Here is a 26130-nt window from a genome sequence, read left to right on the forward strand (position 1 = left end):
AGTGCGCGCAGCTCTTGCAGGTGGCGCTGTTGCCGGCGGTAGGGGCTTCGATGAACGTTTTCCCCGGGTTCAGCGTGCGCAGCTTGTGCAGCATGCCGCTGTCGGTGGCCACGATGAATTCGGGCGCGTCCATGTCCCTGGCGGCCTTCAGGATGGCCGAGGTCGAGCCGACCGCGTCGGCCAGCGCCACCACGTCGGCCGGCGATTCCGGATGCACCAGCACCTTGGCCTTGGGGTATTGCTTCTTCAGCGCTTCCAGCTCGAAGGCCTTGAACTCGTCGTGCACGATGCACGAGCCGTTCCAGAACACCATGTCGGCGCCGGTTTCACGCTGGATGTAGCTACCCAGGTGCTTGTCGGGCGCCCACAGGATCTTGTGGCCCGCGGCACTGAGGGCGCCCACGATGTCCAGCGCGCAGCTGGAAGTGACGAGCCAGTCGGAGCGCGCCTTCACCGCGGCACTCGTATTGGCATAAACCACCACGGTGCGCTCCGGATGCTGCGCGCGGAAGGCATCGAATTCGTCGGCCGGGCATCCCAGGTCGAGCGAACAGGTGGCGTCCAGGTCCGGCATCAGCACGCGTTTTTCCGGCGACAGGATCTTGGCCGTCTCGCCCATGAAACGCACGCCGGAGACCACCAGCGTCTGCGCCGCGTGCTCGCGGCCGAAGCGCGCCATCTCCAGCGAGTCGCTGACGATGCCGCCGGTTTCCTCGGCCAGGTCCTGCAGGTCCGGGTGCACGTAGTAGTGCGAGACCATCACCGCATTGCGCTCCTTCAGCAGGCGCTTGATGCGTTCCTTGAGCGCGGTGCGCTCACTCGCCGATGGCTCCACCGGCACGCGCGCCCAGGCATGCTTGGTGTCGCAGGTGTTGCCGGGCAACGGGTGCTCGTATTCGACATCCTTGAGCGGGATCACGACGGCGTTCATCGCAGTTCCTTCAGCCGCATGGAGAAGTCGGTCGCGCGGATGTCCTTGGTCAGCGTGCCGATCGAGATGCGATCGACGCCGGTCTCCGCATAGGCGCGCAGGCGCTCCAGCGTCACGCCGCCGGAGATCTCCAGCACCGCGCGGCCGGCGTTGACGCGCACGGCCTCGCGCAGGGTCTCCATGTCCATGTTGTCCAACAGCACCATCTTCGCGCCCGCAGCCAGCGCCTCCTGCAATTGCGCCAGCGTCTCCACTTCGATCTGGATGAAGGAGGCTTGCGCCGCCACGCGCTGCGCCGCTTGCAGCACCGCGGTGACGCCACCCGCCGCGGCGATGTGGTTTTCCTTGATCAGCACGGCGTCGTACAGGCCGATGCGATGGTTGCTGCCGCCGCCCGTCTTGACGGCGTACTTCTGCGCCAGGCGCAGGCCCGGCAGCGTCTTGCGCGTGTCGACGATCTGCGCGCGCGTGCCGCGCACGGCTTCGACGTAGGTCGCCGTCTTGGTGGCCACCGCGCTGAGCAGCTGCAGGAAGTTGAGCGAGGTGCGTTCAGCCGTCAGCAGGCCACGCGCCGAGCCCTCGATCTGCAGCACCACCTGCTCGGCGGCGCAGCGTTCGCCCTCGCCCACCAGCCATTCGAGCCGCACGCCCGGGTCGACCTGGCGCAGGGCCGCCTCCACCCAGGGGCCGCCGCAGATCACGGCAGTTTCGCGCGCCAGCACGCGGGCCTGGGCGCGGCGCGAGGGATCGACCAGGGCCGCAGTGAGGTCGCCGCCGCCCACGTCTTCGGCGAGCGCGCGGGCGGCGTCGGCAGCCGCCAATTCCCGGATGGCCGCCGGGGAAAAATCGAACACGGACGTCATGGCACGAGCATAAGCGAAGCGGCAATCCTTCTCGCCGGCGGGGCTGCTAGAGTCCACTCCAGCAGGAGGACGCATGAACCTCGATCAACTGCAGCAGCTGCTGCAGCCGCTCTTCCCCGGCCTGATGGGCGTGCGGCTCACCGAGGCCACGCCCGAGCGGGTGCAGGCCACGATGCTGGTGCGACCCGAGCTGTGCACCGCCGGCGGCATCCTCCACGGCGGCGCGCACATGGCCTTTGCCGACACGCTCGGCGCAGTCGGCACCGTGCTGAACCTGCCGCCCGGCAAGCGCACCACCACCACGGATTCCAGCACCAAGTTCATTGGCAGTGCGCGCAGCGACACGACGGTGACGGGTGAGAGCATCGCCCTGCACCGCGGCCGCACGACGATGGTGTGGCAGACCAGCATCCGCAACGCCGAGGGCAAGCTCTGCTCGGTGGTGACGCAGACGCAGCTGGTGCTCGATTGACCCTGAGCGGGCCCTTGACCCGCGCGCTCCCACAAGGGCTGCGGCCCCCGGCTGACTGGCGCCGGCGCGGCTTTCCCGGACAATCCCGCCATGGAAACGACTTATGCGACGACCGAGCCGGCCCGCGCCGAAGTGGATGCGCTGGCGGGCGCGACGGTGCTGGAATTCGGCACCAGCTGGTGTGGCTGGTGCCGCTCGGCCCAGCCGCTGATCGCGGGCGCCTTGGCCGCGCATCCCGAGCTGCGGCACATCAAGGTGGAAGACGGCTCCGGCCGGCCGCTGGGCCGCAGTTTCCGTGTGAGGCTGTGGCCGACGCTGATCTTCCTGAAGGATGGCCGGGAGGTGGCGCGCGTGGTGCGGCCGGCGAGCCTGGCTGAAGTGCGCGAGGAGATGGCGAAGGTCGCGTGAGGGGACGTCAGGGGTCAGGTCTCGGCCGCCGGGTCGCGTCCCATCAGCAGCGCCACGGCTTCCCGCGGCTGGACGCGCCCGTCGAGCAGCGCCACCACCGCCTCTGCGATCGGCATCTCCACGCCGAGGTGGCTGGCGCGTTCGACCACCGTGCGGGCACTGTACACACCCTCGGCCACGTGGCCCAGCGATTGCACCGCCTGCTGCAGCGTGCGGCCCTCGGCCAGCAGCAGGCCCACGCGCCGGTTGCGACTGAGGTCGCCGGTCGCCGTCAGCACCAGGTCCCCCAGCCCGGACAAGCCCATGAAGGTGTCGGCACGGGCGCCGAGCGCGACGCCCAGGCGCATCATCTCCGCGAGGCCGCGCGTCACCAGCGCGGCCCGTGCGTTCAATCCGAGAGCCAGGCCGTCGCACAGGCCGGTGGCGATCGCCAGCACGTTCTTCACCGCGCCACCGACCTCCACGCCCGGGACATCCTCATTGGCATAGACCCGCATCGACGGACTGTGGAAGGCCGCGACCAGCGTCTCGCGCACCGCGGCGGAATCGCTCGCGGCCACCAGGGCGGTCGGCTGCGCGCGCGCGACCTCCTGCGCGAAGCTCGGTCCGCTGAGGACGCCCGTGGCCAGGCCGGGCGCCACTTCGGCGCGCACCTCGTGGCCAAGCAATCCGTAGGGACGCGATACCGGCGCCTCGAAGCCCTTGCACAGCCACGCCACCGGAGCCTGGCAGCCATGCAAGGCGCGCAGCGTCTCGCGCAATCCGGCCATGGGCGTGGCGACGATCACCAGCGCGTGACGGGCTGCGAGTGCCGCCGGATCGCCGTCCGCCGGCGACGCGACCGTCACACCGGCGGGCAGGCGCTGCCCGGGCAGGTAGTGGCGGTTCTCGCCGTCCGCAGAGATCGCCGCAGCGTGGACCTCGTTGCGCGCCCACAGCGTGACGCGATGGCGGGCGCCGGCGGCGATCGCCAGCGCCGTGCCCCAGGCGCCGGCCCCGAGCACCAGGATGTCCATGGCTGCCGGCTCCCTGCTGGCCGCTCAGGCGGAGGTGATGATGCCGGAGGTCTGGCCGCTGGCCTGCTGCGTCTGCTGCTGCTGCTCGTACATCGCCTGGAAGTTGATCTCGGCCAGGTGCACGGGCGGGAAGCCGGCGCGCGTGACCAGGTCGGACACGTTGCCGCGCAGGTAGGGATAGACGATCTGCGGGCAGGCGATGCCCATCACGGCCTGCATCTGGTCGGCCGGGATGTTGCGGATTTCGAAGATACCGGCCTGCTTCACTTCCACCAGGAAGACGGTGCGGTCCTTGAGCTTGGTGGTCACCGTCGCCGTCACGGCCACTTCGAACATCCCGTCCGCCGCCTGCTGCGCCTCGACACCCAGCTGGATGTCGACGGTGGGCTGTTCCTGCTCCAGCAGGATGGCCGGCGAATTCGGCTGCTCCAGCGAGGCCTCTTTCATGTAGACGCGCTGGATCTGGAATACGGGTTCGTTGTTGTCGGCCATGGCCAATGCCTTTCGATGCAGATGAAAAAGCCCGCCGGGACGCTCAGGCGGGCGTGCGTTCAGCGGGCGATTATGGCAGGCGCATCGCGGCCCCCGCCAGCGCCAGAGGCCCTTCCAAGGGGGGGCCGAAGGTCAGCGGGCCACGCCCTTGAGCAGCGGCACGAGTCCGCCCCGGCCATCGAGCGCGACCAGGTCGTCGCACCCGCCCACATGGGTGTCGCCGATGAAGATCTGCGGCACGGTGCGGCGGCCGGTGATCTCCATCATCTTCATGCGCTCCTGCGGCTGCATGTCGACGCGGATCTCCTCGATGGACTCGACGCCCTTGGCCTTGAGGATCTGCTTGGCACGGATGCAATAAGGGCAAACGGCCGTGGTGTACATCTTGACGGACTGCATGGTTCCCAGGTTGACAGCGGCTCAGCTCCGCTCCACCGGGAGATTAGCGTCTTTCCATGAGCGAAGTCCGCCAGCGAGGACGACAGCCTTTTCGTACCCCAGGGTTTTCGCCTTGGCCAGGCAACGCTGCGCCCGGGCGCCGGTGGCGCACACGAGGATCAGCGGCACGCCCTTGTTCTTGACGACCTCCGGCAGCCGCTGGTCGAACTGCGCCACCGGGATGTTGCGCGCGCCCACGATGTGGCCGGCGGCGAACTCGTTGTTCTCGCTCACGTCCACCACCACGGCCCGCTCGCGGTTCATCAGGTGCACCGCATCGCCGGCGCTCAGGCCGCCGGGGCGCATGCCGCTCATGAGGCCCGGCGCCATCAGCAGGGTGCCCGCGACCACGGCGATCAGCAGGAGCGCCCAGTTGTGCAGCAAAAACGGCAACAGATTCATTCCAACCTTCTTTCTTCTCGCCCCGAGGTCCGGGACAACCCGCAATTCTAGAATGCCGGCTTACCCCTCACCCGCTCCGACCCATGCACAAGCTCGTCCTGATCCGCCACGGCGAATCGACCTGGAACCTGGAAAACCGCTTCACCGGCTGGACCGACGTCGACCTCACCCCCACGGGCCTGCAGCAGGCGATCACCGCGGGCCGGCTGCTGCGCGCCGAGGGTTACGACTTCGACCTCTGCTACACCAGCGTGTTGAAGCGCGCCACCCGCACGCTGTGGCACGTGCTGGACGAAATGGACCGCACCTGGCTGCCGGTGGTCCACTCCTGGCGCCTGAACGAGCGGCACTACGGGGCGCTGCAGGGCCTGAACAAGGCGGACATGGCCAAGCAGTTCGGCGACGAGCAGGTGCTGGTCTGGCGCCGCAGCTACGACGTGCCGCCGCCCGCGCTGGAGCCGACCGATCCGCGCAGCGAGCGCGGCGACGTGCGCTATGCCAGGCTCGCACCGGACCAGATTCCGCTGACCGAGTGCCTCAAGGACACCGTGGCGCGCGTGCTGCCTTTCTGGAACGAGTCCATGGCACCGGCGATTCGCGCGGGCAGGCGCGTGGTCGTGGCCGCGCACGGCAACTCGATCCGCGCGCTGGTGAAGTATCTCGACGGCATTTCCGACGGCGCCATCGTGGGCCTCAACATCCCGAATGGGATCCCGCTGGTTTACGAACTGGACATGGACCTGAAGCCGCTGCGGCACTACTATCTTGGCGACGCCGAAGCGGCGGCCAAGGCGGCCGCCGCAGTGGCGCAGCAGGGTAGATCCGCCTGAAAAACAGGCAGCCCGCACGCACCGCAATGATGCGTCGCAGCCTGTAGGACCTTTCCTGCGCCAATGTGCGCTTTTTTCACATACCGCACCCCATGCTCCGGGAACCGCTCGCCCCCCGCACGCATCAGAGAGGTTTCCGCAGGTGTATATTGAAGTCGAGAGGACTGGAACGTAAGCCCATGAGCCATAAACTGAAGACTGTCGGCTGGATTTCCGTAGGCGCCCTGGCCGGGGTGCTCACCACGGTCTCGCTGCAAACCGTTGCGCGTGGCTCGCTGGCCCCGCTTCCCCTGGAAGAACTGCAGCAGCTGGCCGCCGTGTTCAGCATGATCAAGACCGACTATGTCGAGCCGGTCGACGAGAAGAAGCTGATCACCGATGCCATCTCCGGCATGGTGTCGAGCCTCGACCCGCATTCGCAGTATTTCGACAAGAAGTCCTTCAAGGAATTCCGCGAAGGCACGTCGGGCCGCTTCGTCGGCGTCGGCATCGAGATCTCGCAGGAAGACGGCCTGGTGAAGGTGGTCTCGCCCATCGAGGGCTCGCCTGCCTTCCGCGCCGGCCTCAAGCCCGGCGACCTGATCACCAAGATCGACGACACCGCCGTCAAGGGCCTGTCGCTGTCGGATGCGGTCAAGCGCATGCGCGGCGAGCCGCAAACGAAGGTGACGCTCACGATCTACCGCAAGGACGAGAACCGCACCTTCCCGGTCACCGTCACGCGCGAGGAGATCAAGACTCAGTCCGTCAAGGGCAAGGTGATCGAGCCGGGCTACGCGTGGATCCGCCTGTCGCAGTTCCAGGAACGCACGGTCGACGACTTCGCGCACAAGGTGCAGGAGATCTACAAGCAGGACCCCAATCTGAAGGGCATGGTGCTTGACCTGCGCAACGATCCGGGCGGCCTGCTCGATTCCGCTGTCGCGATCTCCGCCGCTTTCCTGCCGGAGAACGTCGCCGTGGTGTCCACCAAGGGCCAGCTGGCGGAGAGCAACTTCGTCTACAAGGCCGCGCCGGAGTTCTACCAGCGCCGCGCCGGGGCCGACCCGCTGCGCAGCCTGCCGCCGCAACTCAAGACGGTGCCGCTGATCGTGCTGGTGAACGAAGGCTCGGCGTCGGCGTCCGAGATCGTGGCCGGCGCACTGCAGGACCACCACCGCGGCATGATCCTGGGCAGCCAGACCTTCGGCAAGGGCTCCGTGCAGACGGTGCGTCCGCTCGGTCCGGACACCGGCCTGAAGATCACCACGGCGCGTTACTACACGCCGAGCGGCCGCTCGATCCAGGCCAAGGGCATCGTGCCCGAGGTGATGGTCGACGAGACGCCCGAAGGCAACCTGTTCGCCGCGCTGCGCACCCGCGAAGCCGACCTCGACAAGCACCTGTCCAGTGGCCAGGGCGGCACCGAGATCACGAAGGACCCCACCTTCGAAAAGGCCCGCGAGGAAGCGCGCAAGCGCGCCGAGGAAGAGGCCAAGAAGGCCCCGGCCGATCGCAAGGTGCCCGAGTTCGGCAGCGACAAGGACTTCCAGCTGGCGCAAGCCCTCAACCAGCTGAAGGGCCGTCCGGTCGCCGTCTCCAAGACGCAGGTCGTGGAGAACAAGGAAGAGAAGAAGGAAAACTGATCCCCCTTCGCCTCGCAAGAAGCGGCCTTCGGGCCGCTTTTTTCATTGCCGGGCCCGAAAGAATGTCATTCCGGGCTCGACCCGGGATCCACGCTGCGCCGACACACGCGCCGTCGTGGATTGCGGGTCAAGCCCGCAATGACATCCTCCGGGCCCGGGATGACATCCCGGACATTCTTGCTGTGCCTGCCTGCGGGACAATCCCCCCATGACCGACGACCAGCTCCTGCGCTACTCCCGCCACATCCTGCTGGACGAGGTCGGGGTCGAAGGGCAGCAGCGGTTGATGGCTGCCCATGCGCTGGTGATAGGCGCCGGCGGCCTCGGCTCGCCGGTGGCGCTGTACCTGGGCACGGCGGGCGTCGGACGCATCACGATCGTCGATCACGATGTCGTCGACCTCACCAACCTGCAGCGCCAGATCGCGCATACGCTGGAGCGCGTCGGCCGTCCCAAGGCGGAGTCGGCACGCGAGGCGATTGCCGCGATCAATCCTGACGTAGTGGTCCGACCCCTGGTGCTGAAGGCGGATGCCCAGGTGCTGGACGAACTGGTGCCGGCGGCGGACGTGGTGATCGACTGCTGCGACAACTTCACCACCCGGCACGCCATCAACCGCGCGTGCTTCGCGCATGGCAAGCCGCTGGTCTCCGGGGCGGCCATCCGCTTCGACGGCCAGGTCAGCGTGTTCGATCCGCGCCGCGAGGACAGCCCGTGCTATGCCTGCATCTTTCCGCCGGACCAGGAATTCGAGGAAGCGCGCTGTGCCACCATGGGCGTGTTCGCACCGCTCGTGGGGATCATCGGCGCGATGCAGGCCAGTGAGGCGCTGCGGCTGCTCACCGGCGTCGGGAGTTCGCTGGCGGGCCGCCTGCAGATGCTCGATGGCCGCAGCATGGAATGGAACGAGATGCGGCTCAAGCGCGACCCGGCCTGCCCGGTGTGCGCGCACCGGCGCGCAAGCTGAAACTCAGTTGCCGAGGCCGAGGAGGCTGACCACCATCTCGGCGGGCGGGGTGGCCGCCTGCGTCATCTGCACTTCGGCGGCGGCCGGCTGGCCGAGCGCGACCAGCGCTGCTGCCAGCAACGTGCCAAAAAAGATCATGGTCGATTGGATGAACAGCTTCATGTTGTCCTCGGCGTACTGCCTTGCCTGTTGCACCGAGTGTTTCAGCACGTGGGCCCCGCGTCAGTCGTCCCGCAGCCGCGCAGGGCGTCATCCGCGCCCGCGGCGGCTGGGTAGGAGCGCTCCTACCGCGGGGGCCCGGCGCGCACGGCACAATGGCGCGCGTCGAGACGGGACCTCGGCACCACCGCGCCAACCGGAGATGCCCGCCTCGTGGAACTGCGAACCTACATCGTCGAAGACAACGCCACCATCCGCGAGAACCTGATCGAGACGCTCGAGGAGCTGGCGTCGGTGCAGGCGCTGGGCTGGTCGGACACGGAGAAGGACGCAAAGAGCTGGATGGCCGCGCACCACGGCGGCTGGGACCTGGTGGTCGTGGACCTGTTCCTGCGCCAGGGCAGCGGCCTCGGGGTGCTGGAGGCGTGCCAGGACCGCGGCCGCGGTCAACGCGTGGTGGTCTTGAGCAACTATGCGACCGACGACATGCGCAAGCGTTGCGCACAGCTGGGGGCCGATGCCGTCTTCGACAAATCGAACGAGATCGACGCGCTGGTGGACTATTGCCTCGGCCTGGGCCTCGGCGAGCGTCCGGCCAGCGCGTGAAGCCTGGGCTTCAGTCGATCAGCTTGTTCTTCAGCGCGTAGTACGTGAGGTCGCTGTTGGAGGAGAGGTTCATCTTCTCCATCAGGCGCGTACGGTACGTGCTGACCGTCTTGACCGAGAGCGACAGCGCCTTCGCGATGTCTCCCGCCGTCTCGCCCTTGGCCAGCTTCAGGAACACCTGGAACTCGCGTTCGGACAATTGCTCGTGCGGCGCGCCACCTTCCTTGCGATTGAGCTGCTGTGCCAGCAGTTCGGCCACCGCCGGAGAGATGTAGCGACGGCCCAGCGCGATCGTGCGGATCGCGTTGACGATCTCCATCGGCTCGCATTCCTTGTTCAGGTAGCCGCTGGCGCCCTGCCGGATCAGGTTCATCGCGTAATGCTCTTCGGGATAGCCCGAGAGAATCAGGATGCCGACATCCGGCGCCTTCGCCCGGATCATTCCGAGCGCATCGATACCGCTTTGACCCGGCATCGACAAGTCCATCACCAGGACATCCATTTCGGTGACGCGCACGAGGTCGATGGCTTCGCGCCCGCTTGCGGCCTCACCCACCACCCGCAGGTCGACTTGCTCCGAAAAGAACTGCTTAAGCCCCGACCGCACGATGGCGTGGTCGTCCACAATGCCCACTTTGATCATGCTTCACCTTCTACGCCAAGCTGATTCATTGTGCCCCACTTCACGATCGAAATGGCCTACCCTTGAGTCATGACGTGGACTGATTTTATTCACATCAGTGAGTCTTTAGGGTGAAACTGCCGGCTTCTTTGCGCGAATCCCGCGGCATGATCGGGCTTGCACTCGCCTTGCTGGCCGCGCTCGTGCTCATCGGTATCAATGAAGCCGGCTACAGCCGCTCCAACGGCGCCCTGCAGCAGATCGAGCAGTACACGGGCACGCGCAACACCGTCAACAAGCTGCTGCAGCACGTGCTGGACGCCGAGACCGGCTCCCGCGGCTACCTGCTCACGGGCGATCCGCGCTACCTGGAGCCGTACAACGCGGCCCTGGCCGAGATCACCGCCAATCTCGACGCCCTGGCCAAGGCCTATCCGGTGAACACGCCCGAAGCCGGCATGCTGGTGCAGCTGACGCGCAATGTGCAGCGCAAGCTGGCGGAGATGGACCTTTCGGTGCGCATGCGCAAGCAGGGCAACGAGGAGGCCTGGAAATTCGTGCTGCTCACCGACGTGGGCAAGGAGCACATGGATGCCATCCGCGACCAGGCCGGCCGCCTGAGCGACAGCGCCACCGCCCGCATGGTCGACGCGCAGCACCAGGTGGAGCACACGCTGGGGCTGGCACGGGGCGGCATCGCCGTCGTCACCCTCGCCGCGCTGCTCGCGTTCGCGCTCTATCTGCGCCAGACCACGCGGCTGAAGCTCGCGGGCGAGCAGCAGCAGGCGGCGCTGCAGCAGGAACGCGACCTGCTGGAGTCGCAGGTGCGCGAGCGCACCGCCACGCTGGCGCAACTGGCCACGCACCTGCAACAGGTGCGCGAGGAGGAGCGCGGCCATCTCGCACGCGAGCTGCACGACGAACTCGGCGCGCTGCTCACGGCGGCCAAGCTCGATGTGGCGCGCCTGAAGTCCAAGCTGGGCACCCCGCCGCCCGAAGTGACGCAGCGGCTGCAGCACCTGACCGAGTCGCTCAACAGCGGCATTGCGCTCAAGCGCCGCATCATCGAGGACCTGCGGCCCTCGTCGCTGTCCAACCTCGGCCTGACCGCGGCCCTGGAAATCCTGGCGCGCGAATTTTCCGAGCGCTCGGGTTTCGAGGTGGCCAGCAGCCTCGAGAGCGTGGAGCTCGACGAGCAGGCGCAGCTGACCGTCTATCGCACCGTGCAGGAGTCGCTGACCAACATCGGCAAGTACGCCGAGCCCAAGCAGGTCGAGATCAGCGTGCGTGACTACAGCAATCACGTCGAGGTGGAGATTCGCGACGACGGCAAGGGCTTCGACGTGCGCGCGGCCAAGCCGTCCACCCATGGCCTCGCCGGCATGCGCCACCGCGTGGAGGCGGCAGGCGGGCGCCTGGTGGTGCAGTCGGCGCCGGGGCGCGGCACGCGCATCACGGCCACCATGCCCAAGCTGCCGGCTGCCGCAGCCGCAGCCGCAGCCGCGAGCAGCAACGCAACCGCCGCTGCGTGAACGGGCTGACGTAGTCGTGCTCCTACAGGGGCACCTACAGGGCGACTACAAGCGGTCACGCCTGCCCCTGATCATTGCGCCGGCCGATATGCTTAAGCTAGCCGCTGGCACGAATTGCCTGCGTGCCTGTGCGCAGAAGGTCTTTGTTTCCCCGCATTGAGGAGCTTCCCTTGCTGCATTACGCCGTCGTTTATCTGGTCATCGCGCTCATTGCCGCGGTGCTGGGGTTCGGCGGCATTGCAGGGGACGCGGACGGAATTGCAAAGCTGATTTGTTTCGGCTTCGCGACCCTGTCCGCGTTGTCCTTGGTCATTGCCCTGCTGCGCAAGTTCCAGGCTTCCGCACATCCCCAACAAGAGAGGACCCCGACATGATCAACGAAACCCTCGACAACACCCGCCGCATGGCCGCGGATGCGCTGGACCGCGCCAACAGCACCATCAAGGAGCTTCGCTCTGGCATGTCGGATCGCGCCGCGACGGCGCAACGCTACGTGGGCGACTACGCCGGCTACGGCACCCGTTACGTCGCCGACAACCCGCTGAAGGCCGCCCTCATCGCCGCCGCCGTGGGCGCGGCAGTGGCGGGCGTGGTCCTGGCGATGCGCCACCGCCGCGAGCAGCAAGACCGCTACTTCTAAGCCGCGGACGCCCAATGCATCCGATCTTCTCGGTGCTGATCACCAAGCCGGAGCTCGTGATGGAGCATGTCGCCGGCTATGCCTCGCTGGTGCGCGACGAGGCCTCGTCCGTCGGGATCGAGGTCGTCAAGCGCGCCGTCGCGTGGGCAGTGACCCTGTTCTCCTTGCTCGTGTTCCTGATCCTGGCCGGCGTCGCGGTCATGCTGGCGGCCGTGGACGAGCAGTTCCACTGGGCCTTCGTGATCGTCCCGGCCATTGCGCTGGCCATCGCCGTCGCCGCGTTCCTCATGGCGCGCAAGCGCCTGCCGGAGAAGGCGTTCAGCGAAGTGAAGGCGCAGCTGGATGCCGACGCGCAGGCCCTGCGTGCGATCGGTGCGCGCTCATGAGCGAGGGCTCCGAGAAACTGGCGCGCAGCCGACAGGCCATCGTCGATCACATCGCCCGCAAGCAGCGCAAGCACGATCCGCGCGAGACCTCCGAAGGCCGCGACTTTCCGCCGGGCCCGGATTCCGACTACAACGATGAGGACGACAAAGCGACCATGCCCACGGGCGGCGGCTGGTTCGCCCACCTGTCCCATGCCGTGCGAGTCTGGTGGCGCTACCACCCGGCCCACATGGCGGTGGAACTGGCCTCGCCCCTGATGCGCACCTACGCACGGCGCAAGCCGGTGCAGTTGCTGGGGATCGCTTTCGCGGCGGGTGCCTTGCTGACGTTGGCGCGCCCCTGGAAACTGATCTCGATAGGCACCGTGGTGCTTGCCCTGCTCAAGTCCTCGCAGCTGTCGCACCTGCTGACAGCGGCGATGTCAGCGGCGGACTACCGCAAAGACCGCTAGCGTCCTCGTTGAATCCGCGTCCCGGGGAGTAAGGTGCGGCTCCCCGGTGTACGCATTCTCTGCAAGTACCGCACCAAATCAACAATCATCCTCACAAGGAAGGGAGTTCACATGAAACAAACCCGCGCCCTCGCGTTCGCGATCCTCACCGGCCTCACCCTCGTCACCAGCGGCTGCGCCGTCTGGCGCGGCCAGGAAAACGTCGGCAGCTATGTCGACGACAAGGCGATCACCACCGCCGTCAAGGCCAAGCTGATCGAGGACAAGTCGACCGGCGGCCTGTCGATCAACGTCGATACGCTCAATGGCACCGTGGCCCTTTCGGGCTTCGCGAAGTCTCAGTTCGAGAAGGACCAGGCCGGGCGCATCGCCGCCGACACCCGCGGCGTGCGCGAAGTGCGCAACAACCTGGTCGTGCGTCCGTAAGAGCACACCGGCCCCGGGCAGCTGCGCGCTGCCGGGCGCGGGCAGGCGGGCCGTCGGCGCGCCTGCCCTTTTCTTTTTCCGGGAGTCGAACCGCCATGAAGACCTTCCATTGCCAGTACTGCGGCCATCCGCTGTTCTTCGAGAACGTGCAATGCCTGCAGTGCGAAAGCGAGCTGGCGTTCCTGCCGGATCGGCTGAACATGGCGGCGATCGAGCCGGCGCCCGATGGCGGCCAGGAGACCTGGCGCCCGCGCGCGCGGGGCAAGAAGACTTCGACGCTGCGCTATCGCCTGTGCAGCAACCACACGACGGCCAACGCGTGCAACTTCGCCGTGCCCGCGGACGACCCGAACATCTTTTGCGTGGCGTGCCGGCTGACGCGCATCCTGCCGGACCTGTCCGTGGCGGGCAATCCCGAACGCTGGTACCGCCTCGAGGCCGCCAAGCGGCGCCTGTTCTACACGCTGGGCAAGCTGGGCCTCGTGGCGACTGCCCCACCGAACGGCGCCGCCGATGGACCGATCTTCGAATTCCTGGCCGACCTGCCGGGGCAACCGGTGATGACCGGCCATTCGCAGGGCGTGATCACCGTCAACGTGGCCGAGGCCGACGATGCCGAGCGCGTGCGCCGGCGCGAGCAGATGCACGAGCCGTATCGCACGCTGATCGGACACCTGCGCCACGAGTCGGGCCACTACTACTGGGACCGCCTGATCGACGAAGGCGGCCGCACCGAAGCCTTTCGCGAAGTCTTCGGCAACGAGCAGCTCAATTACCAACAGGCGCTGCAGGATCACTACGCGCACCAGGGCACGCCGGCGGACTGGCAGGAGCACTTCGTGAGCGAATACGCCACCTCCCACCCGTGGGAGGACTGGGCCGAGACCTGGGCGCACTACCTGCACATGGTGGACCTGCTGGAGACCGCGGCCTCGTACAACACCCGGCTGACCATCCCCGGGCAGGACCTGGAAGTGGAGGAGGTGATGAATCCGCTGGAGACCGGCCACCCCCATTTCGACCTGCTGGTGGAACAGTGGGTGCCGCTCACGCTGCTGCTGAACAGCCTGAACCGCAGCCTCGGGCAGGACGACGCCTATCCCTTCGCCTTGTCACCGGGCGCGCTGGAAAAACTGCGCTTCGTGCACGACGTGATCAGCGAAACGCGCTCGCAGTCGGCCGCGCAGGGGGTGCAGCCGCAGAAGGAAGAGGCGGTGGCTGGCGCGGCGGCGCAGTGATGCTGGATGTCATTGCGGGCTTGACCCGCAATCCAGGCGGCGCCTGATCGAGCGGCGTCGTGGATCCCGGGTCACGCCCGGGATGACATCCGAATGCCGGGACAAGATCGCGAAAAAGGGCCGCACCTGCGGCTCTTTCACCTTCCCCGATCTCGCTCAACCCAAGGTGAGCATGTTCTCCACGGACTTCACGTCCCGGACGCCTTTGGCGAGTTCGGTGGCGCGCTCGCGGGCCTGCGGGTCGAGGGCCTGGCCGCGCAGGGTCACGGCGCCGTGCTGGCTGTTCACATCGATCTTCGTGCTGGTGCCGATCGCCGGATCCTGCTGCAGCACCGACTTCACGTCGGCTGCAATCCGCTCGTCCGCATCCACCTCCGTGGCGCCAGCCGCAGCGGCGCCCATCTGGTTCGTGTTGTGCTCGCCACCGATCGCCGCTTGCGCATCCTGCGCGCCCGGCAAGCCTTGGCGATTCGTCTCCACGCTGGCTTGCGCGGGCTGCGGGGTTTGCGTGCTCTCCACGCGGTCGCCACACGCGCCCAATGCCAGCAGCAGCAGGGAGGAAGCGGTCCATGCCGCACGCTCGATTCTCACTTTCATCCTTGCTTCTCCCGACAACGTCTTCAGTACGGGACCCAATGTAAGGACCGGTACGAGCGGTCCTGGTCGGGGCGTTGCTGCACAGGTTGTAGGAAAAGAGCAGCGCCCCTAAGCCGCGTCGTCGGCCTCCATGTCGCGCAGGATCCGCTCGAGCCGCGCAGCAAGCGATTCCGTGCTGAGCTTCTCGCGAAATCGCTCGACCATCAGCGGCACGCTCATCGGGCTGGGATGCCGCAAGCTCACGAAGTCCATCGTCTTCGCACGCATGCGGGCGAGCGTTTCGCCCAGCCGCGAGATCTCCAGTTCCTGGCTCAGCACTTCCTTCTCCGCCTGGCTGAGCAGCAAGTTGTCGGCGTCGTACTTGCGAAAGACTTCGAAGAACAAGGCGCTCGACGCCTGCAGCTGCCGCGTGCTTTTCGGCTGGCCGGGATAGCCGGTGGAAATCAGCCCCGCCACCCGCGCGATCTCGCGAAAGCGGCGTTGCGCAAGCTCCGACGAATTGAGCGAATCCAGCACGTCGCGCAACAGGTCAGTGCCCGAGAACACCTGCTGGCTCGTGACCGGCGCGAGGTCGAAGGGCGCCGCGCTCACCAGCTCGAAGCCGTAGTCGTTGATCGAGATGCTGAAGGTGTTGGGTTGCGCGCGCGCCAGTCGCCACGCGAGCAGGCTGGCCAGCCCCAGGTGCACGTTGCGCCCGGCAAAGGGATAGACGAAAAGATGCTGGCCCTCGCGCGATGCGAAGGTCTCGACCAGCAGCGTGTGCGGCGTCGGGATCTTCGACAGGCGCTGCTGCGTCTGCAGCATGGGGCGCGCGGCCTCCAGCTCGGGCTCGACGAAGTCGCCTTGCGCGGCGGTTTGCATCATCTCCAGCACGGCCTCCGACAGTTCGGTGGACAAGGCCATCTTGCTGCCTTGCCAGGTCGGCACCGTGCCCTTGTTCTTGCTGGCCTTGCGGACATACGCGGCCATGTCGCGCACGCGCACGAACTCGAGCAGCTTGCCGGCGAAGAAGAAGCAGTCGCCTGGCCGCAGCCGCGCGATGAAGCCCTCTTCCATCGTGCCGATGGTCGCGCCCGTGAGGTACTTCACCTGCACCGCGGCATCGCTGACGATCGTGCCCACGCCCAGCCGGTGGCGCCTGGCCACGCCGCTGTCCGGCACGCGATAGATGCCCGCCTCGTCGCGCACGATGCGGTGGTACTCGGGATAGGCGCCGAGGCTGTCGCCGCCCTTCTCGCAGAAGGCAATCGCCCAGTCGAATTCGGCGCGCGTGAGCGTGCGGTAGGACCAGGCGCTGCGCACTTCCTCGTAGAACGGGTCGGGCGCGAAACCGCCACCGAGCGCCACCGTGACCACGTGCTGCACCAGCACGTCGAGCGGCTTGTCCGGCGGGATGCGCTTTTCCACCCGGCCGGCCTGCGCTGCCCGGCGCGCCGCGGCCGCTTCGATGATCTCCATCGTGTTGGTCGGCACCAGCGTCACGCGGCTCGGCCGCCCGGGTGCGTGGCCGCTGCGGCCGGCGCGCTGCATCATGCGCGCCACGCCCTTGGCCGAGCCGACCTGCAGCACGCGTTCCACCGGCAGGAAATCCACGCCCAGGTCCAGCGACGAGGTTGCCACCACGGCGCGCAGCGTGCCTTCCTTCAAGCCCTGCTCCACCCACTCGCGCGTGCCCCTGTCCAGCGAGCCGTGATGCAGGGCGATGTGGCCGGCCCACTGCGGGCGCGCTTGCAGCAGCAGCTGGTACCAGACCTCGGCCTGCGAACGCACGTTGGTGAAGACCAGCGTCGTGCCGGAGCGCTCGATCTCCTCCACCACCGGCAACTGCATGCGCGCACCCAGGTGGCCGGCCCACGAGTACTTGCCGGGATCGGGCGGGATCAGCGTGTCGATGATCAGCGTCTTGTCGATGCGTCCGCGCACCAGGCGCGGTGCGGGCTCGGGGTCCGGTCCGCACAGGACGGCCAGCGCGTCTTCCAGGTTGCCCAGCGTGGCACTGAGGCCCCAGGTCACCAGGCCCGGATGCAAGGTGCGCAGGCGCGCCAGCGCCAGCTGTGCCTGCACGCCGCGCTTGCTGCCGATCAGCTCGTGCCACTCGTCGATCACCACGTACTCGACGCCCGCCAGTTCTTCGCGCGAGTGTTCGCGGGTGAGCATCAAGGTGAGCGACTCCGGCGTGGTCACCAGCACCGTGGGCATGCGGCGGTCCTGCCGCGCGCGCTCGGCGCTGGGCGTGTCGCCGGTGCGCAGGCCAATCGTCCAGTTCGGCGCCAGCTCACGCAGCGGCTCGGTCAGCGCCTTGGTGGTGTCCGAGGCAAGCGCGCGCATGGGCGTGAGCCAGACGACGCGCAGCGGCTCGGCGCTGCGGCCGTGCGGGTGTCGGCGCAGCAGCGCATCCAGCATGCCGAGCCACACGGCGTAGGTCTTGCCGGATCCGGTGGTGGCATGCAGCATGCCGCTGCGGCCTTCGGCCACCGCCTGCCATACCTCGCGCTGGAAAGCGAAGGCCTGCCAGCCGCGGCGCTCCAGCCACTGGGCGGCGGGCGCTGCTTCGGCAGCACTCGACGGCCTTGGGCGTGGCGCGGGCATGCTGGTTTTTGCGGACAATGGTCGATCTCGAGCAAGGATTGTGCGGCATCTCCAAGGGCTGCCGGCCGCAGGAATGATGGCAATGACGCGCCCCAACATCCTCTTCATCGTCGCTGACGACCTCGGCTTCGCGGACCTCGGCTGCTATGGCGGCCGCGAGGCGCAGTTCGGTCGCGTGTCGCCGCAGCTCGATGCACTCGCCGCCAACGGCATCCGCTTCACGCAGGGCTATTCGAATTCGCCGGTGTGCTCGCCCACGCGCTTCGCGCTGATGACAGGCCGCTATCAATACCGCCTGCGCGGCGCCGCCGAAGAACCGATCAACAGCAAGAGCCGCGGCAGCGCCACCCTGGGCCTGCCGAGCGGGCACCCGACGCTGCCTTCGCTGCTGAAAAGCGCCGGCTACCGCACGGCGCTGTTCGGCAAGTGGCACCTCGGCTATCCACCGCACTTCGGGCCACTGCGCTCCGGGTACGACGAATTCTTCGGACCCATGTCGGGCGGGGTCGACTACTTCACCCACTGCGGCTTCACCGGCCAGCACGACCTGTGGTCCGGCGAAGCGGAGCAGCACGAGGAAGGCTATCTCACCGACCTGATCTCGCGTCGCGCCGTCGACTACCTGGCCCGCGTCGCCGCGGCCGAAGAGAGGGCGCCGTTCCTCCTCAGCCTGCACTACACCGCGCCGCACTGGCCCTGGGAAACGCGCGACGACGAGGCGCTGATCCGGGAGGTCAAGGACAACCTGTTCCACCTGCACGGCGGCAACGTCCACACCTACCGCCGCATGATCCATCACATGGACGAAGGCATAGGCTGGGTGATGCAGGCGCTGCGCCGCCACGGCATGGAGCGCGACACCCTGGTGATCTTCACCAGCGACAACGGCGGCGAACGCTTCTCCGACAACTGGCCGCTGGTAGGCGGCAAGATGGACCTCACCGAAGGCGGCATCCGCGTGCCGTGGATAGCGCACTGGCCGGAGTGGATTCCGCCGGGGCAGGTCAGCACGCAGCAGTGCATGACGATGGACTGGACGACCACCATCCTCGACGCGGCCGGCGTGCCCGCGGACCCGGCCTATCCCCTGGACGGCGTGTCGCTGCTGCCCGTGCTGCAGGACGGGCAGCGCACCTTCGCGCGCCCACTGCACTGGCGCATGAACCATCGCGGCCAGCGGGCGCTGCGCGATGGCGACTGGAAATACCTGCGCGTGGATGGCCACGACTACCTGTTCAACATCGCCGCGGACGAGCGCGAACGCGCCAACCTCGCGGGCCGCCAGCCGCAGCGCCTGGCCGACCTGCGCGATGCCTGGGAACAGTGGAACGAGACGATGCCGCCCATTCCCGCGGATGCGACAGTGAGCCTGGGTTACTCGGCGAAGGACATGCCACAGCGGTAAGACACGCGAGCCCGCCGGGCATACTCGCCGCATGGTCAAGCCGCTGTCCCGCTGGTTTCCCTTCCTGAACTGGCCGCGTCCCGAGCGCAACCTGCTGCATGCCGAGGCGATCGCCGCGGTCACGGTGGCGGTCGTGATGATCCCGCAGTCGGTGGCCTACGCGGGACTGGCCGGCATGCCGCTGGTGACCGGCCTCTATGCCACCTTCCTGCCGATGCTGGTGGCCGTCCTCTTCAGCGCGTCGACGCGCCTGTCGGTCGGTCCCTCGGCCCTGAGCAGCGTGCTGGTCGGCGCCTCGCTCGTGGGCATGGCGCAGCCCGCCAGCGCGAGCTGGGTCGCCCTGGCGGTGTGGCTCGCGCTGCTCGCGGGCGCGCTGCAACTGCTGGTGGGCCTCACGCGTTCGGCGTGGATCCTCAACCTGGTGAGCTCGCCGGTGCTGGCCGGCTTCAGCCAGGCCGCCGCCCTGTTGATCATCGCTTCGCAGTTGCCGGCCTTGATCGGCCTGGACGGATCGCTGGCGCAGTTGCTGCACCAGCCGCACATCGACCTGCAGGCGCTGGCGTACGGCGTGGTGAGCCTCGTGCTGTTCATCGTCGCCCGGCGAGTGGCACCGCGCCTGCCGATCATGCTGATCGTGCTGGCTGCGGCCGGCGCGATCTCGTACCTCAGCGGCTATTCGAAGGGAGGCGCCGTGGTCGGCGCCTTGCCAGAGGGGCTGCCGCAGCCTTACTGGCCGACGTGGCCCGGCTGGGACCAGTTCTCCACGCTGATCGCGCCCGCGCTGGTGCTGACGCTCGTGAGTTCGCTCGAGATGGCGTCCAGCGCCAAGATCGAGAACCAGCGTGACGGCAAGCGCTGGGACGCGAGCCAGGACCTGGTGGGCCAAGGCATGGGCAAGCTGGCCTCCGCCTTTTCGGGCTCCTTCGCAACCAGCACCTCGTTCTCGCGCTCGGCGCTCACCCTGTATGCGGGAGCGAAGACCGGGTGGGCGACGGTGATCGCCACCTTCTTCGTGCTGCTGGTGCTGCTGTTCCTGACCCCGGCGCTGTCTCACGTGCCACGGGCCGTGCTGTCCGCGGTGGTGGTGGCCGCGGTGTCCAGCCTGTTCAAGCCGCGCACTGTCGTCGCGCTATGGCGCATCGATCGGGTCGAGGCGGTGACCGCCACGGTCACGTTTGCGGTGACGCTGCTGTCGGCGCCGCGCATCTACTGGGGGGTGCTCACCGGCGTGCTCCTGGGGCTGGCGCACTTCCTGATCCTGCGCCTGCACCCGCGCATCATCGAAGTCGGCCTGCACCCGGACGGCAGCCTGCGCGATCGCCACCTGTGGCAGCTCGCGCCGCTGGCGCCGCAGCTCTATGCCTTGCGCATGGACGCCGAACTGGACTTCGCCTCCGCCAGCGCGATGGAGCGCGCGATCGTGGAGCACCTCGCGGCGCATCCCGAGGTGCGGCACGTGTGCCTGTTCGCGCACCCGATCAACCGCGTCGACGCCACCGGCGTGGAGATGTTCGGCCAGTTGCGCAAGATGCTGCGCGAGCGCGGTGTGACGCTGCATGTCAGCGGCATCAAGCTGCCGGTGGAGCGGGTGCTGCAACGCGCCGGCGTGCTGGAGGAAAGTCCGCTGCTGAAGATGTACCGCACGGACACCGAGGCGCTGCTGGCGTTCGGGCGCTTGAGTCCGTGAGCTTGCTGGGGTGCCTGCGGCAGCCCAGCCTACGAAGACCCCAGCGTTCGGAACGCCCCTTCCCCAAAACCCGTAGCATCGCCGCTTCGCCCTCCAAACCCGCTGCCCGTGCCCGACTCCCCCCGCTCCTTCGCCGCGCTGCGCATCCGCGGCTACCAGGCGCATTTCAGCACCTACCTGCTGGCCATGATGGCCGACAACATCGAGCACGTCATCAGCTACTGGATGGCGTTCCAGAAGTTCCACTCGCCCGCGCTCGGCGGCTTCGCGGTGGTGTCGCACTGGCTGCCCTTCCTGCTGTTCTCGGTGCCGGCGGGGGCGCTGGCCGACCGGTTCGATCCGCGCCGCATCATCCAGTGCGGCATGGCGCTGTTCATCGTGGCCTCGCTCGGCTGGTCGTACTTCTTCATCACCGACACGCTGCAGTTGTGGGAGGCGATGGCCTTGCTCGTCATCCACGGCTGCGCCGGCGTGCTGTGGCAGGGCGCCAGCCAGATGCTGCTGCACGACATCGTTCCGGCCCCGGTCCTGGGCAGCGCGGTACGGCTGAATGCCACCGCGCGTACGCTCGGCGTGCTGGTGGGGCCCGCCGTCGGCGGCGCCATCATGCTCACGATCGGACCGCGCTATGGCCTGCTGCTCAACGCGCTGTTCTATCTGCCCGCGGTGCTGTGGCTGTGGCGGGCGCCGTACGGCCCGCGCTTCCAGTCGCGCGCGGCGGTGCCGGCACGGGCGGTGCGCGGCCTGGCGGACATCCTGCGCACGATCGCGGAAGTGCGCTCCCAGCGGGTGCTGGCCGCCATGATCCTCGTGGCTGGCTGCGCCTCCTTCTTCGTCGGCAACAGCTACCAGGCACAGATGCCCGGGTTCGCGCACGACCTCGGGCACGGCGACCCGGGCGCCACGTACAGCATGCTGCTGGCCGCCGACGCGGCGGGCGCGCTGGCGGCCGGCCTGCTGCTGGAAAGCCGCAGCGGCCTGCTGGCCACCACGCCGCGCACCGCCGTGGTGATGGCGATGCTGTGGTGCGTGTCGCTGGGCGGCTTCGCGGCGACCAGTTCCTATCCGATGGCGCTGCTCCTGCTGTTCGCGGCCGGTGTCTGCGAGCTCGCTTTCAGCAGCATCGCCATGACCCTGGTGCAGGTGAATGCGCCGGCGGCCTCGCGCGGCCGCGTGATCGGCCTGTACAACATGTCGGCCCTCGGCCTGCGGGCGTTTGCGGGCATCACCGTGGGCCTCGGCGGCAGCGCCTTCGGCATCCATGCCTCGCTGATGGCATCGGCGCTGGTCTTGCTGCTGGTGCTCGGCGGGCTGAGCTATTGGACCGGGCGGCGGGCCGCCAGCCCGTGACGGGCATGCTCCGCAGGCTTGCCTCACGGGCACCGACGTGCGCCATGTGCCCTGCAAGGCCGGCGGACCGGCTATGCTGGCGATGATGTCCAAGCAAGTGCAGTTCGGTTGCGAGACGACTCCAGCGCGATCGGCCATGCCGGCCGCCGACGCGGCTGAGCCCGGTGGCGGCACGCCGGCGCAATTCGCGAAGTTCATGAACGACGAACTCAAGACCTGGGGCGACGTCGTGCGGGCTTCCGGCGTCAAGGTCGACTAAGAGCGAGGCGCGGCACGGGATGGCTCACCTGCTGAACCTGCTGGCGGCCGTGGCGCTGCTGGTATGGGGCACCCATCTCGTTCGCACCGGGGTGCTGCGCGTCTTCGGCGCCAACCTGCGCCATCTCCTGGCGCGCAGCGTCGGCAACCGCCTGACCGCGGCGCTCTCCGGCATCGGTGTCACGGCGCTGGTGCAATCGAGCACGGCCACCGCGCTGATCACGTCCGCCTTCGTCGGCCAGGGGCTGATCGGGCTGCCGTCGGCGCTGGCGGTGATGCGCGGGGCGGACATCGGCACGGCGCTGATCTCGGTGCTGTTCTCCTTCGACCTGTCCTGGCTGTCGCCCCTGTTCATCCTGGTCGGCGTGGTGCTGTTCATCTCGCGCCAGGCGTCCACGCCGGGGCGGATCGGGCGCGTGCTGATCGGGCTCGGGCTCATGCTGCTGGCACTGCGTCTGGTGACGGCTTCCACCCAGGTGCTGACGCAGGGGCCGGCCGTGCGCGCGCTGCTCGATTCGGTGCGCAGCGACCTGCTGCTGGAAATCCTGCTGGGCGCCGTGCTCGCGGTGATCTCGTACTCGAGCCTGGCCGTGGTGCTGCTGATCGCCACGCTGGCGTCCTCGGGCGGCGTGCCGCTGGACGTTGCCTTGGGACTGGTGCTCGGGGCCAATCTCGGAAGCGGCGCGCTGGCGGTCCTGACCACGGCGAAGTCTGCGGTCGCTGCGCGCCACGTCCCGATGGGGACGCTGGCCTTCAAGGTGCTGGGCGTGGTCATCGCCGCCCCGTTCGCCGGCTGGTGGCTGCGCGCGGTGCGGCCCTACCTCGATCCCTCGTCGGTGGTCGTGATGTTCCACCTGGCGTTCAACGTGGTCGTGGGCATCGCCTTCATCGGGCTGACCGACACGATCGCTCGCTGGGTGCAGAAGCTGCTGCCGGTGGACCGCGACAACTCGCTCGGGCGGCCGCATCATCTCGATCCCTCCGCCCTGGAGACGCCCTCGCTGGCGATCTCGAACGCCGCGCGCGAGGCGCTGCACCAGGCCGACATCGTCGAGACGATGATGCTGGGGATGCTGCGCGTGATCAAGGACAACGACCTGCGCCTCGCCCACGACCTGCGCAAGATGGACGACACCGTCGACCAGCTCTATTCGGCGATCAAGTACTACCTGACCAAGATCTCGCGCGAGGCGCTGGGGGAGGAAGAAAGCCGCCGCTGGACCGACATCATCAGCTTCACGATCAACATGGAGCAGATCGGCGACATCATCGAGCGCATCCTGCAGGACATCGAGGACAAGAAAATCCGGTCCGGCCGCAGCTTCTCCGACGCCGGCATGGCGGAGATCTGCGAGCTGCATGCGCGCCTGCTCGACAACCTGCGCCTGGGCATGAGCGTCTTCCTCAATGGCTCGCTGCGCGACGCGCAGAAGCTGCTGGAGGAAAAGGCGCGCTTTCGCGACCTCGAGCGCGCCTATGCCGGCACGCACCTGGTCCGGCTGAGCGAAAACACGGTGCAGAGCATAGAAACCAGCTCGCTGCACCTGGACCTGATCAGCGAGCTGAAGCGGATCAACTCGCAGATCTGCTCGATCGCGTATCCGGTGCTGGACGCGCACCGTCCCCCGCCCATTGCGGCGACAGCGGCCGATCGGCCCGAGGTCCCCTCGCAAAGCGGCCTGCTCTCGCGGTGAGCGCCGGCGCCCGGGAGCGCCTCGCATGACGCGATCGGCACGGTGCCGGCCCGCCGTTGGGGCTTGCCGGCGCGGCCTGAATTCCGTACAAAGGGCCTACGAGTCCTCCGATCGGGATCCAGCATGACACGCCCACTCCACGCTCTTTGCATCGCAGCCCTGCTGGCCGCCGCCACCCTGGCGCACGCCGAAATCGATCCGCCCGCCGCCGAGAACCTGGCGCGCAAGTCGGGGCTCTGGGAACAATTGAGCGGTGTCGCGGCGCAGATCGAAGCCGGCTTGCAGCAGGCCATGCACCGGGCGCAGCTCGCGCCCGCCGACAGCGAGAAGGCGCGGATCGCCCGCGTGATCGCGAGAGCGTATGCGGCGGACCGGCTGCGGGCGACCAGCACCGGCATCATCGCTGCGCGGATGCAGCCGCAGGATGTCGATGCGCTGCGCGCCTGGTTCGACTCGCCACTGGGCCAGGCGGTGGCGCACGCAGAAGAGGCGATCTCCGCCGACACCGCCGATTCGGCCACCGCGATGAAGGAGGGCCTGCGCGTGCTGGCCTCCACGCCGCGCGAGCGCCGCAAGCTGCTGGACGACCTGCTCGCCGCCACGCACGCGGCCGAGGGCATGGTGCAGCTCACGATCAACACCACGGTTGCCGTGCAGCTCGGTGCCGCCAGTGCGATCACCGGCGTGACCGGACCGTCCGCCACCCAGGCCCGCGCAGCCCTGGAACCGCAGCGCCCGCAGATGCTCAAGGCGTACACCGCCCTGATGCTGTCCTCCTTCGCGCGCAGCTACGTCTCGCTCTCGTCCGAGCAATTGAGCGCCTACGTCGCCTTCATCCGCAGCCCCGCCGGCGCGGCGTTCAACGACGTGAGCCTGCAGGCGATGGAAGCGGCGCTGACGGCCGCCGCCAGCGAGATGGGTCGCTCGCTGCCGGGGACGCGGGACGGCAGCAATATCTGACGGAGCACGGGTCGCGGATGGCTTGCGCCAGCCACGCCTTGCAGCGCCGCAGCTTCACGCTGGCCGGCCTGGGCGCCCTGCTGCCCTTGGCGCCCCTGCTGGCGCAGGAGAGGCGGCAGCTCCTGGGCGACATGCACTCGCATGCCACGATGTTCCAGCGCACGGTCGGCCTCCACCTGAAGCGCGAGATGGAGGAGACCGGCACCACGCTGATCGGCTGGGCGCTGGTGGACGACACGCCCTTCACACGGGTCACGCCGCAGGGCATCACGCAGGTGCGGCAGCCGGAGCCGGGGCAGCTCTGGAACTTCTTCCAGGAGCGCGTGGTCCGCTACGACAACGAGCTGCGGAACTGGAAGCTGCCCAAGGCGCTCACGCCGGCCGATGTCGATGCCGCCGTGCACGGTGCGCCGCACGTGGTGATGGCTTGCGAGTCGGCGAACTTCCTGGAGGGGCAGCCGGAGCGCGTCGCCCAGGCCCATGCGATGGGCTTGCGGCACCTGCAGCTGGTGCACTTCATCCGCTCACCCTTGGGGGACCTGCAGACCGAGGCACCGCAGCACGAGGGCCTGCCCGCCGCGGCCTTGAAGGTGATCCAGGAGTGCAAGCGCCTGGGCGTGCTGGTCGACCTGGCGCACTCGGCGCCATCCTTCTTCGACGCCGCGCTGGCTGCTTCCGACGCCACCATGATCTGGTCGCACTCCTGGATCAGCCGCAACGGCGGCACCTGGCGCGACTGGCAGAACGTGGCCCGCTCCCTGTCGCCCGCGCAGGCGCGCCGGATCGCGGCTCACGGTGGGGTGGTCGGATTGTGGAGCGTGCGCGTGCGCTCCGACCGGTCCTACCCGGTGCGCGACCCGCCGTCCTATGCCGACGAGATCATGCGCATGGTGGACCTGCTGGGGCCGCAAGCCGTGGGCTTCGGCACCGACCTCGAGGGCGCCGGGGCCGACCCGACGCTGACCCGCTACGCGGACCTGCGCACCGTCGCCGATACGCTGGTGCGCCGCGGCATGCCGGCCGGCGTGCTGCACGATGTCTGCATCGGCAACTATGCGCGCGTGTTGAAGAAGGCGATGGCGTAG

The 26130-nt window shown here is 68.2% G+C and carries 29 protein-coding genes and 1 pseudogene; 20 read left to right on the top strand and 10 right to left on the bottom strand.

What is annotated here, in order from left to right:
- Together nadA and nadC are read right to left on the bottom strand one after the other, a co-directional pair.
- On the bottom strand, positions 1–931 hold a 931-nt coding region (gene nadA, locus JWP60_RS20050; RefSeq protein ID WP_299795288.1), incomplete at its 3' end, for a quinolinate synthase NadA.
- Entirely contained in the window at positions 928–1794 is an 867-nt protein-coding gene (gene nadC, locus JWP60_RS20055) for a carboxylating nicotinate-nucleotide diphosphorylase (RefSeq protein WP_299795290.1), read from the bottom strand. The genes nadC and nadA, both read right to left, overlap by 4 nt.
- 73 nt (positions 1795–1867) lie before the next feature.
- Between nadC and JWP60_RS20060 the strand changes: the two genes are divergently transcribed.
- Positions 1868–2266, top strand: coding sequence for a PaaI family thioesterase (locus JWP60_RS20060; protein WP_299795292.1), 399 nt, complete (start codon positions 1868–1870; stop codon positions 2264–2266).
- A gap of 90 nt (positions 2267–2356) precedes the next feature.
- Entirely contained in the window at positions 2357–2674 is a 318-nt protein-coding gene (locus tag JWP60_RS20065; RefSeq protein WP_299795293.1) for a thioredoxin family protein, read from the top strand.
- Positions 2675–2688: 14 nt separating this feature from the next.
- Here JWP60_RS20065 and JWP60_RS20070 read toward each other — a convergent pair whose 3' ends face one another.
- The 4 genes from JWP60_RS20070 to JWP60_RS20085 all read right to left on the bottom strand — a co-directional run bounded on the left by JWP60_RS20070 (position 2689) and on the right by JWP60_RS20085 (position 5013).
- Complete coding sequence (locus tag JWP60_RS20070) at positions 2689–3690, bottom strand: NAD(P)H-dependent glycerol-3-phosphate dehydrogenase (RefSeq protein WP_299795295.1); 1002 nt, start codon at positions 3688–3690, stop codon at positions 2689–2691.
- Between the two features lie 24 nt (positions 3691–3714).
- Positions 3715–4182 (bottom strand): protein-export chaperone SecB, encoded by a 468-nt coding sequence (gene secB / locus JWP60_RS20075; protein WP_299795297.1) that lies wholly within the window; start codon positions 4180–4182, stop codon positions 3715–3717.
- Between the two features lie 132 nt (positions 4183–4314).
- Positions 4315–4581, bottom strand: coding sequence for a glutaredoxin 3 (gene grxC, locus JWP60_RS20080; RefSeq protein ID WP_299795299.1), 267 nt, complete (start codon positions 4579–4581; stop codon positions 4315–4317).
- A 21-nt stretch (positions 4582–4602) separates the two neighbouring features.
- A complete protein-coding gene (locus JWP60_RS20085; RefSeq protein WP_299795397.1) occupies positions 4603–5013 on the bottom strand; it encodes a rhodanese-like domain-containing protein in 411 nt (136 codons plus the stop codon).
- Between the two features lie 92 nt (positions 5014–5105).
- Here JWP60_RS20085 and gpmA point away from each other — a divergent pair, with 92 nt between their 5' ends.
- The 3 genes from gpmA (at position 5106) to moeB (ending at position 8444) form a co-directional block, all read left to right on the top strand.
- A complete protein-coding gene (gene gpmA / locus JWP60_RS20090) occupies positions 5106–5852 on the top strand; it encodes a 2,3-diphosphoglycerate-dependent phosphoglycerate mutase (protein ID WP_299795301.1) in 747 nt (248 codons plus the stop codon).
- A 179-nt stretch (positions 5853–6031) separates the two neighbouring features.
- Positions 6032–7477, top strand: a complete 1446-nt coding sequence (locus JWP60_RS20095; RefSeq protein WP_299795303.1) for a S41 family peptidase — start codon at positions 6032–6034, stop codon at positions 7475–7477.
- Between the two features lie 208 nt (positions 7478–7685).
- Positions 7686–8444, top strand: a complete 759-nt coding sequence (gene moeB / locus JWP60_RS20100; RefSeq protein ID WP_299795305.1) for a molybdopterin-synthase adenylyltransferase MoeB — start codon at positions 7686–7688, stop codon at positions 8442–8444.
- Between the two features lie 3 nt (positions 8445–8447).
- On the opposite strand, the gene JWP60_RS20105 is transcribed toward moeB, so the two are convergent.
- Positions 8448–8606: a hypothetical protein gene (locus JWP60_RS20105; protein WP_299795307.1), complete on the bottom strand. Its 159-nt coding sequence runs from the start codon at positions 8604–8606 to the stop codon at positions 8448–8450.
- 210 nt (positions 8607–8816) lie between these two features.
- Between JWP60_RS20105 and JWP60_RS20110 the strand changes: the two genes are divergently transcribed.
- Entirely contained in the window at positions 8817–9209 is a 393-nt protein-coding gene (locus tag JWP60_RS20110; RefSeq protein ID WP_299795309.1) for a response regulator, read from the top strand.
- A gap of 10 nt (positions 9210–9219) precedes the next feature.
- Here the strand turns inward: JWP60_RS20110 and JWP60_RS20115 are convergent, their stop codons facing one another.
- On the bottom strand, positions 9220–9852 hold the full coding sequence (locus JWP60_RS20115; protein ID WP_275696724.1) for a response regulator transcription factor: 633 nt from the start codon (positions 9850–9852) through the stop codon (positions 9220–9222).
- A gap of 146 nt (positions 9853–9998) precedes the next feature.
- On the opposite strand from JWP60_RS20115, the gene JWP60_RS20120 reads away from it, so the two are divergent.
- The 7 genes and pseudogenes from JWP60_RS20120 (at position 9999) to JWP60_RS20150 (ending at position 14505) form a co-directional block, all read left to right on the top strand.
- The gene (locus JWP60_RS20120) at positions 9999–11363 is read left to right on the top strand and encodes a CHASE3 domain-containing protein (RefSeq protein ID WP_299795313.1); all 1365 of its coding nucleotides are present in this window, start codon (positions 9999–10001) and stop codon (positions 11361–11363) included.
- A 170-nt stretch (positions 11364–11533) separates the two neighbouring features.
- Positions 11534–11692 (top strand): annotated as a pseudogene (locus JWP60_RS20125) (DUF1328 domain-containing protein); the annotation flags it as partial.
- A 41-nt stretch (positions 11693–11733) separates the two neighbouring features.
- Positions 11734–12003 (top strand): hypothetical protein, encoded by a 270-nt coding sequence (locus JWP60_RS20130; protein WP_299795315.1) that lies wholly within the window; start codon positions 11734–11736, stop codon positions 12001–12003.
- 14 nt (positions 12004–12017) lie between these two features.
- A complete protein-coding gene (locus JWP60_RS20135; RefSeq protein ID WP_299795317.1) occupies positions 12018–12389 on the top strand; it encodes a phage holin family protein in 372 nt (123 codons plus the stop codon).
- On the top strand, positions 12386–12841 hold the full coding sequence (locus JWP60_RS20140; protein ID WP_299795319.1) for a hypothetical protein: 456 nt from the start codon (positions 12386–12388) through the stop codon (positions 12839–12841). The genes JWP60_RS20135 and JWP60_RS20140 overlap by 4 nt, the downstream gene beginning before the upstream one ends.
- Before the next feature lie 111 nt (positions 12842–12952).
- The gene (locus tag JWP60_RS20145; RefSeq protein ID WP_299795321.1) at positions 12953–13267 is read left to right on the top strand and encodes a BON domain-containing protein; all 315 of its coding nucleotides are present in this window, start codon (positions 12953–12955) and stop codon (positions 13265–13267) included.
- Positions 13268–13362: 95 nt separating this feature from the next.
- Positions 13363–14505, top strand: coding sequence for a putative zinc-binding peptidase (locus tag JWP60_RS20150; RefSeq protein WP_299795323.1), 1143 nt, complete (start codon positions 13363–13365; stop codon positions 14503–14505).
- A gap of 156 nt (positions 14506–14661) precedes the next feature.
- Here the strand turns inward: JWP60_RS20150 and JWP60_RS20155 are convergent, their stop codons facing one another.
- On the bottom strand, positions 14662–15102 hold the full coding sequence (locus tag JWP60_RS20155) for a BON domain-containing protein (protein ID WP_299795325.1): 441 nt from the start codon (positions 15100–15102) through the stop codon (positions 14662–14664).
- Positions 15103–15210: 108 nt separating this feature from the next.
- Positions 15211–17691 carry a ligase-associated DNA damage response DEXH box helicase gene (locus JWP60_RS20160; protein ID WP_299795327.1) on the bottom strand — a complete coding sequence of 827 codons (2481 nt, stop codon included), beginning with the start codon at positions 17689–17691 and terminating at the stop codon, positions 15211–15213.
- Between the two features lie 82 nt (positions 17692–17773).
- On the opposite strand from JWP60_RS20160, the gene JWP60_RS20165 reads away from it, so the two are divergent.
- The 7 genes from JWP60_RS20165 to JWP60_RS20195 all read left to right on the top strand — a co-directional run bounded on the left by JWP60_RS20165 (position 17774) and on the right by JWP60_RS20195 (position 26130).
- Positions 17774–19096 (top strand): sulfatase-like hydrolase/transferase, encoded by a 1323-nt coding sequence (locus JWP60_RS20165; protein WP_299795329.1) that lies wholly within the window; start codon positions 17774–17776, stop codon positions 19094–19096.
- 31 nt (positions 19097–19127) lie between these two features.
- Positions 19128–20783: a SulP family inorganic anion transporter gene (locus JWP60_RS20170; RefSeq protein ID WP_299795331.1), complete on the top strand. Its 1656-nt coding sequence runs from the start codon at positions 19128–19130 to the stop codon at positions 20781–20783.
- A gap of 108 nt (positions 20784–20891) precedes the next feature.
- Positions 20892–22133 (top strand): MFS transporter, encoded by a 1242-nt coding sequence (locus JWP60_RS20175; RefSeq protein ID WP_299795333.1) that lies wholly within the window; start codon positions 20892–20894, stop codon positions 22131–22133.
- A gap of 82 nt (positions 22134–22215) precedes the next feature.
- On the top strand, positions 22216–22392 hold the full coding sequence (locus tag JWP60_RS20180; RefSeq protein WP_299795335.1) for a hypothetical protein: 177 nt from the start codon (positions 22216–22218) through the stop codon (positions 22390–22392).
- A gap of 19 nt (positions 22393–22411) precedes the next feature.
- On the top strand, positions 22412–24085 hold the full coding sequence (locus JWP60_RS20185; protein WP_299795337.1) for a Na/Pi cotransporter family protein: 1674 nt from the start codon (positions 22412–22414) through the stop codon (positions 24083–24085).
- 123 nt (positions 24086–24208) lie between these two features.
- Positions 24209–25045: a DUF2059 domain-containing protein gene (locus JWP60_RS20190; RefSeq protein WP_299795339.1), complete on the top strand. Its 837-nt coding sequence runs from the start codon at positions 24209–24211 to the stop codon at positions 25043–25045.
- A gap of 17 nt (positions 25046–25062) precedes the next feature.
- Positions 25063–26130, top strand: a complete 1068-nt coding sequence (locus JWP60_RS20195) for a membrane dipeptidase (RefSeq protein WP_299795341.1) — start codon at positions 25063–25065, stop codon at positions 26128–26130.

It is taken from the genome of Ramlibacter sp. (genome assembly GCF_028291745.1).
Lineage (GTDB): Bacteria > Pseudomonadota > Gammaproteobacteria > Burkholderiales > Burkholderiaceae_C > Ramlibacter.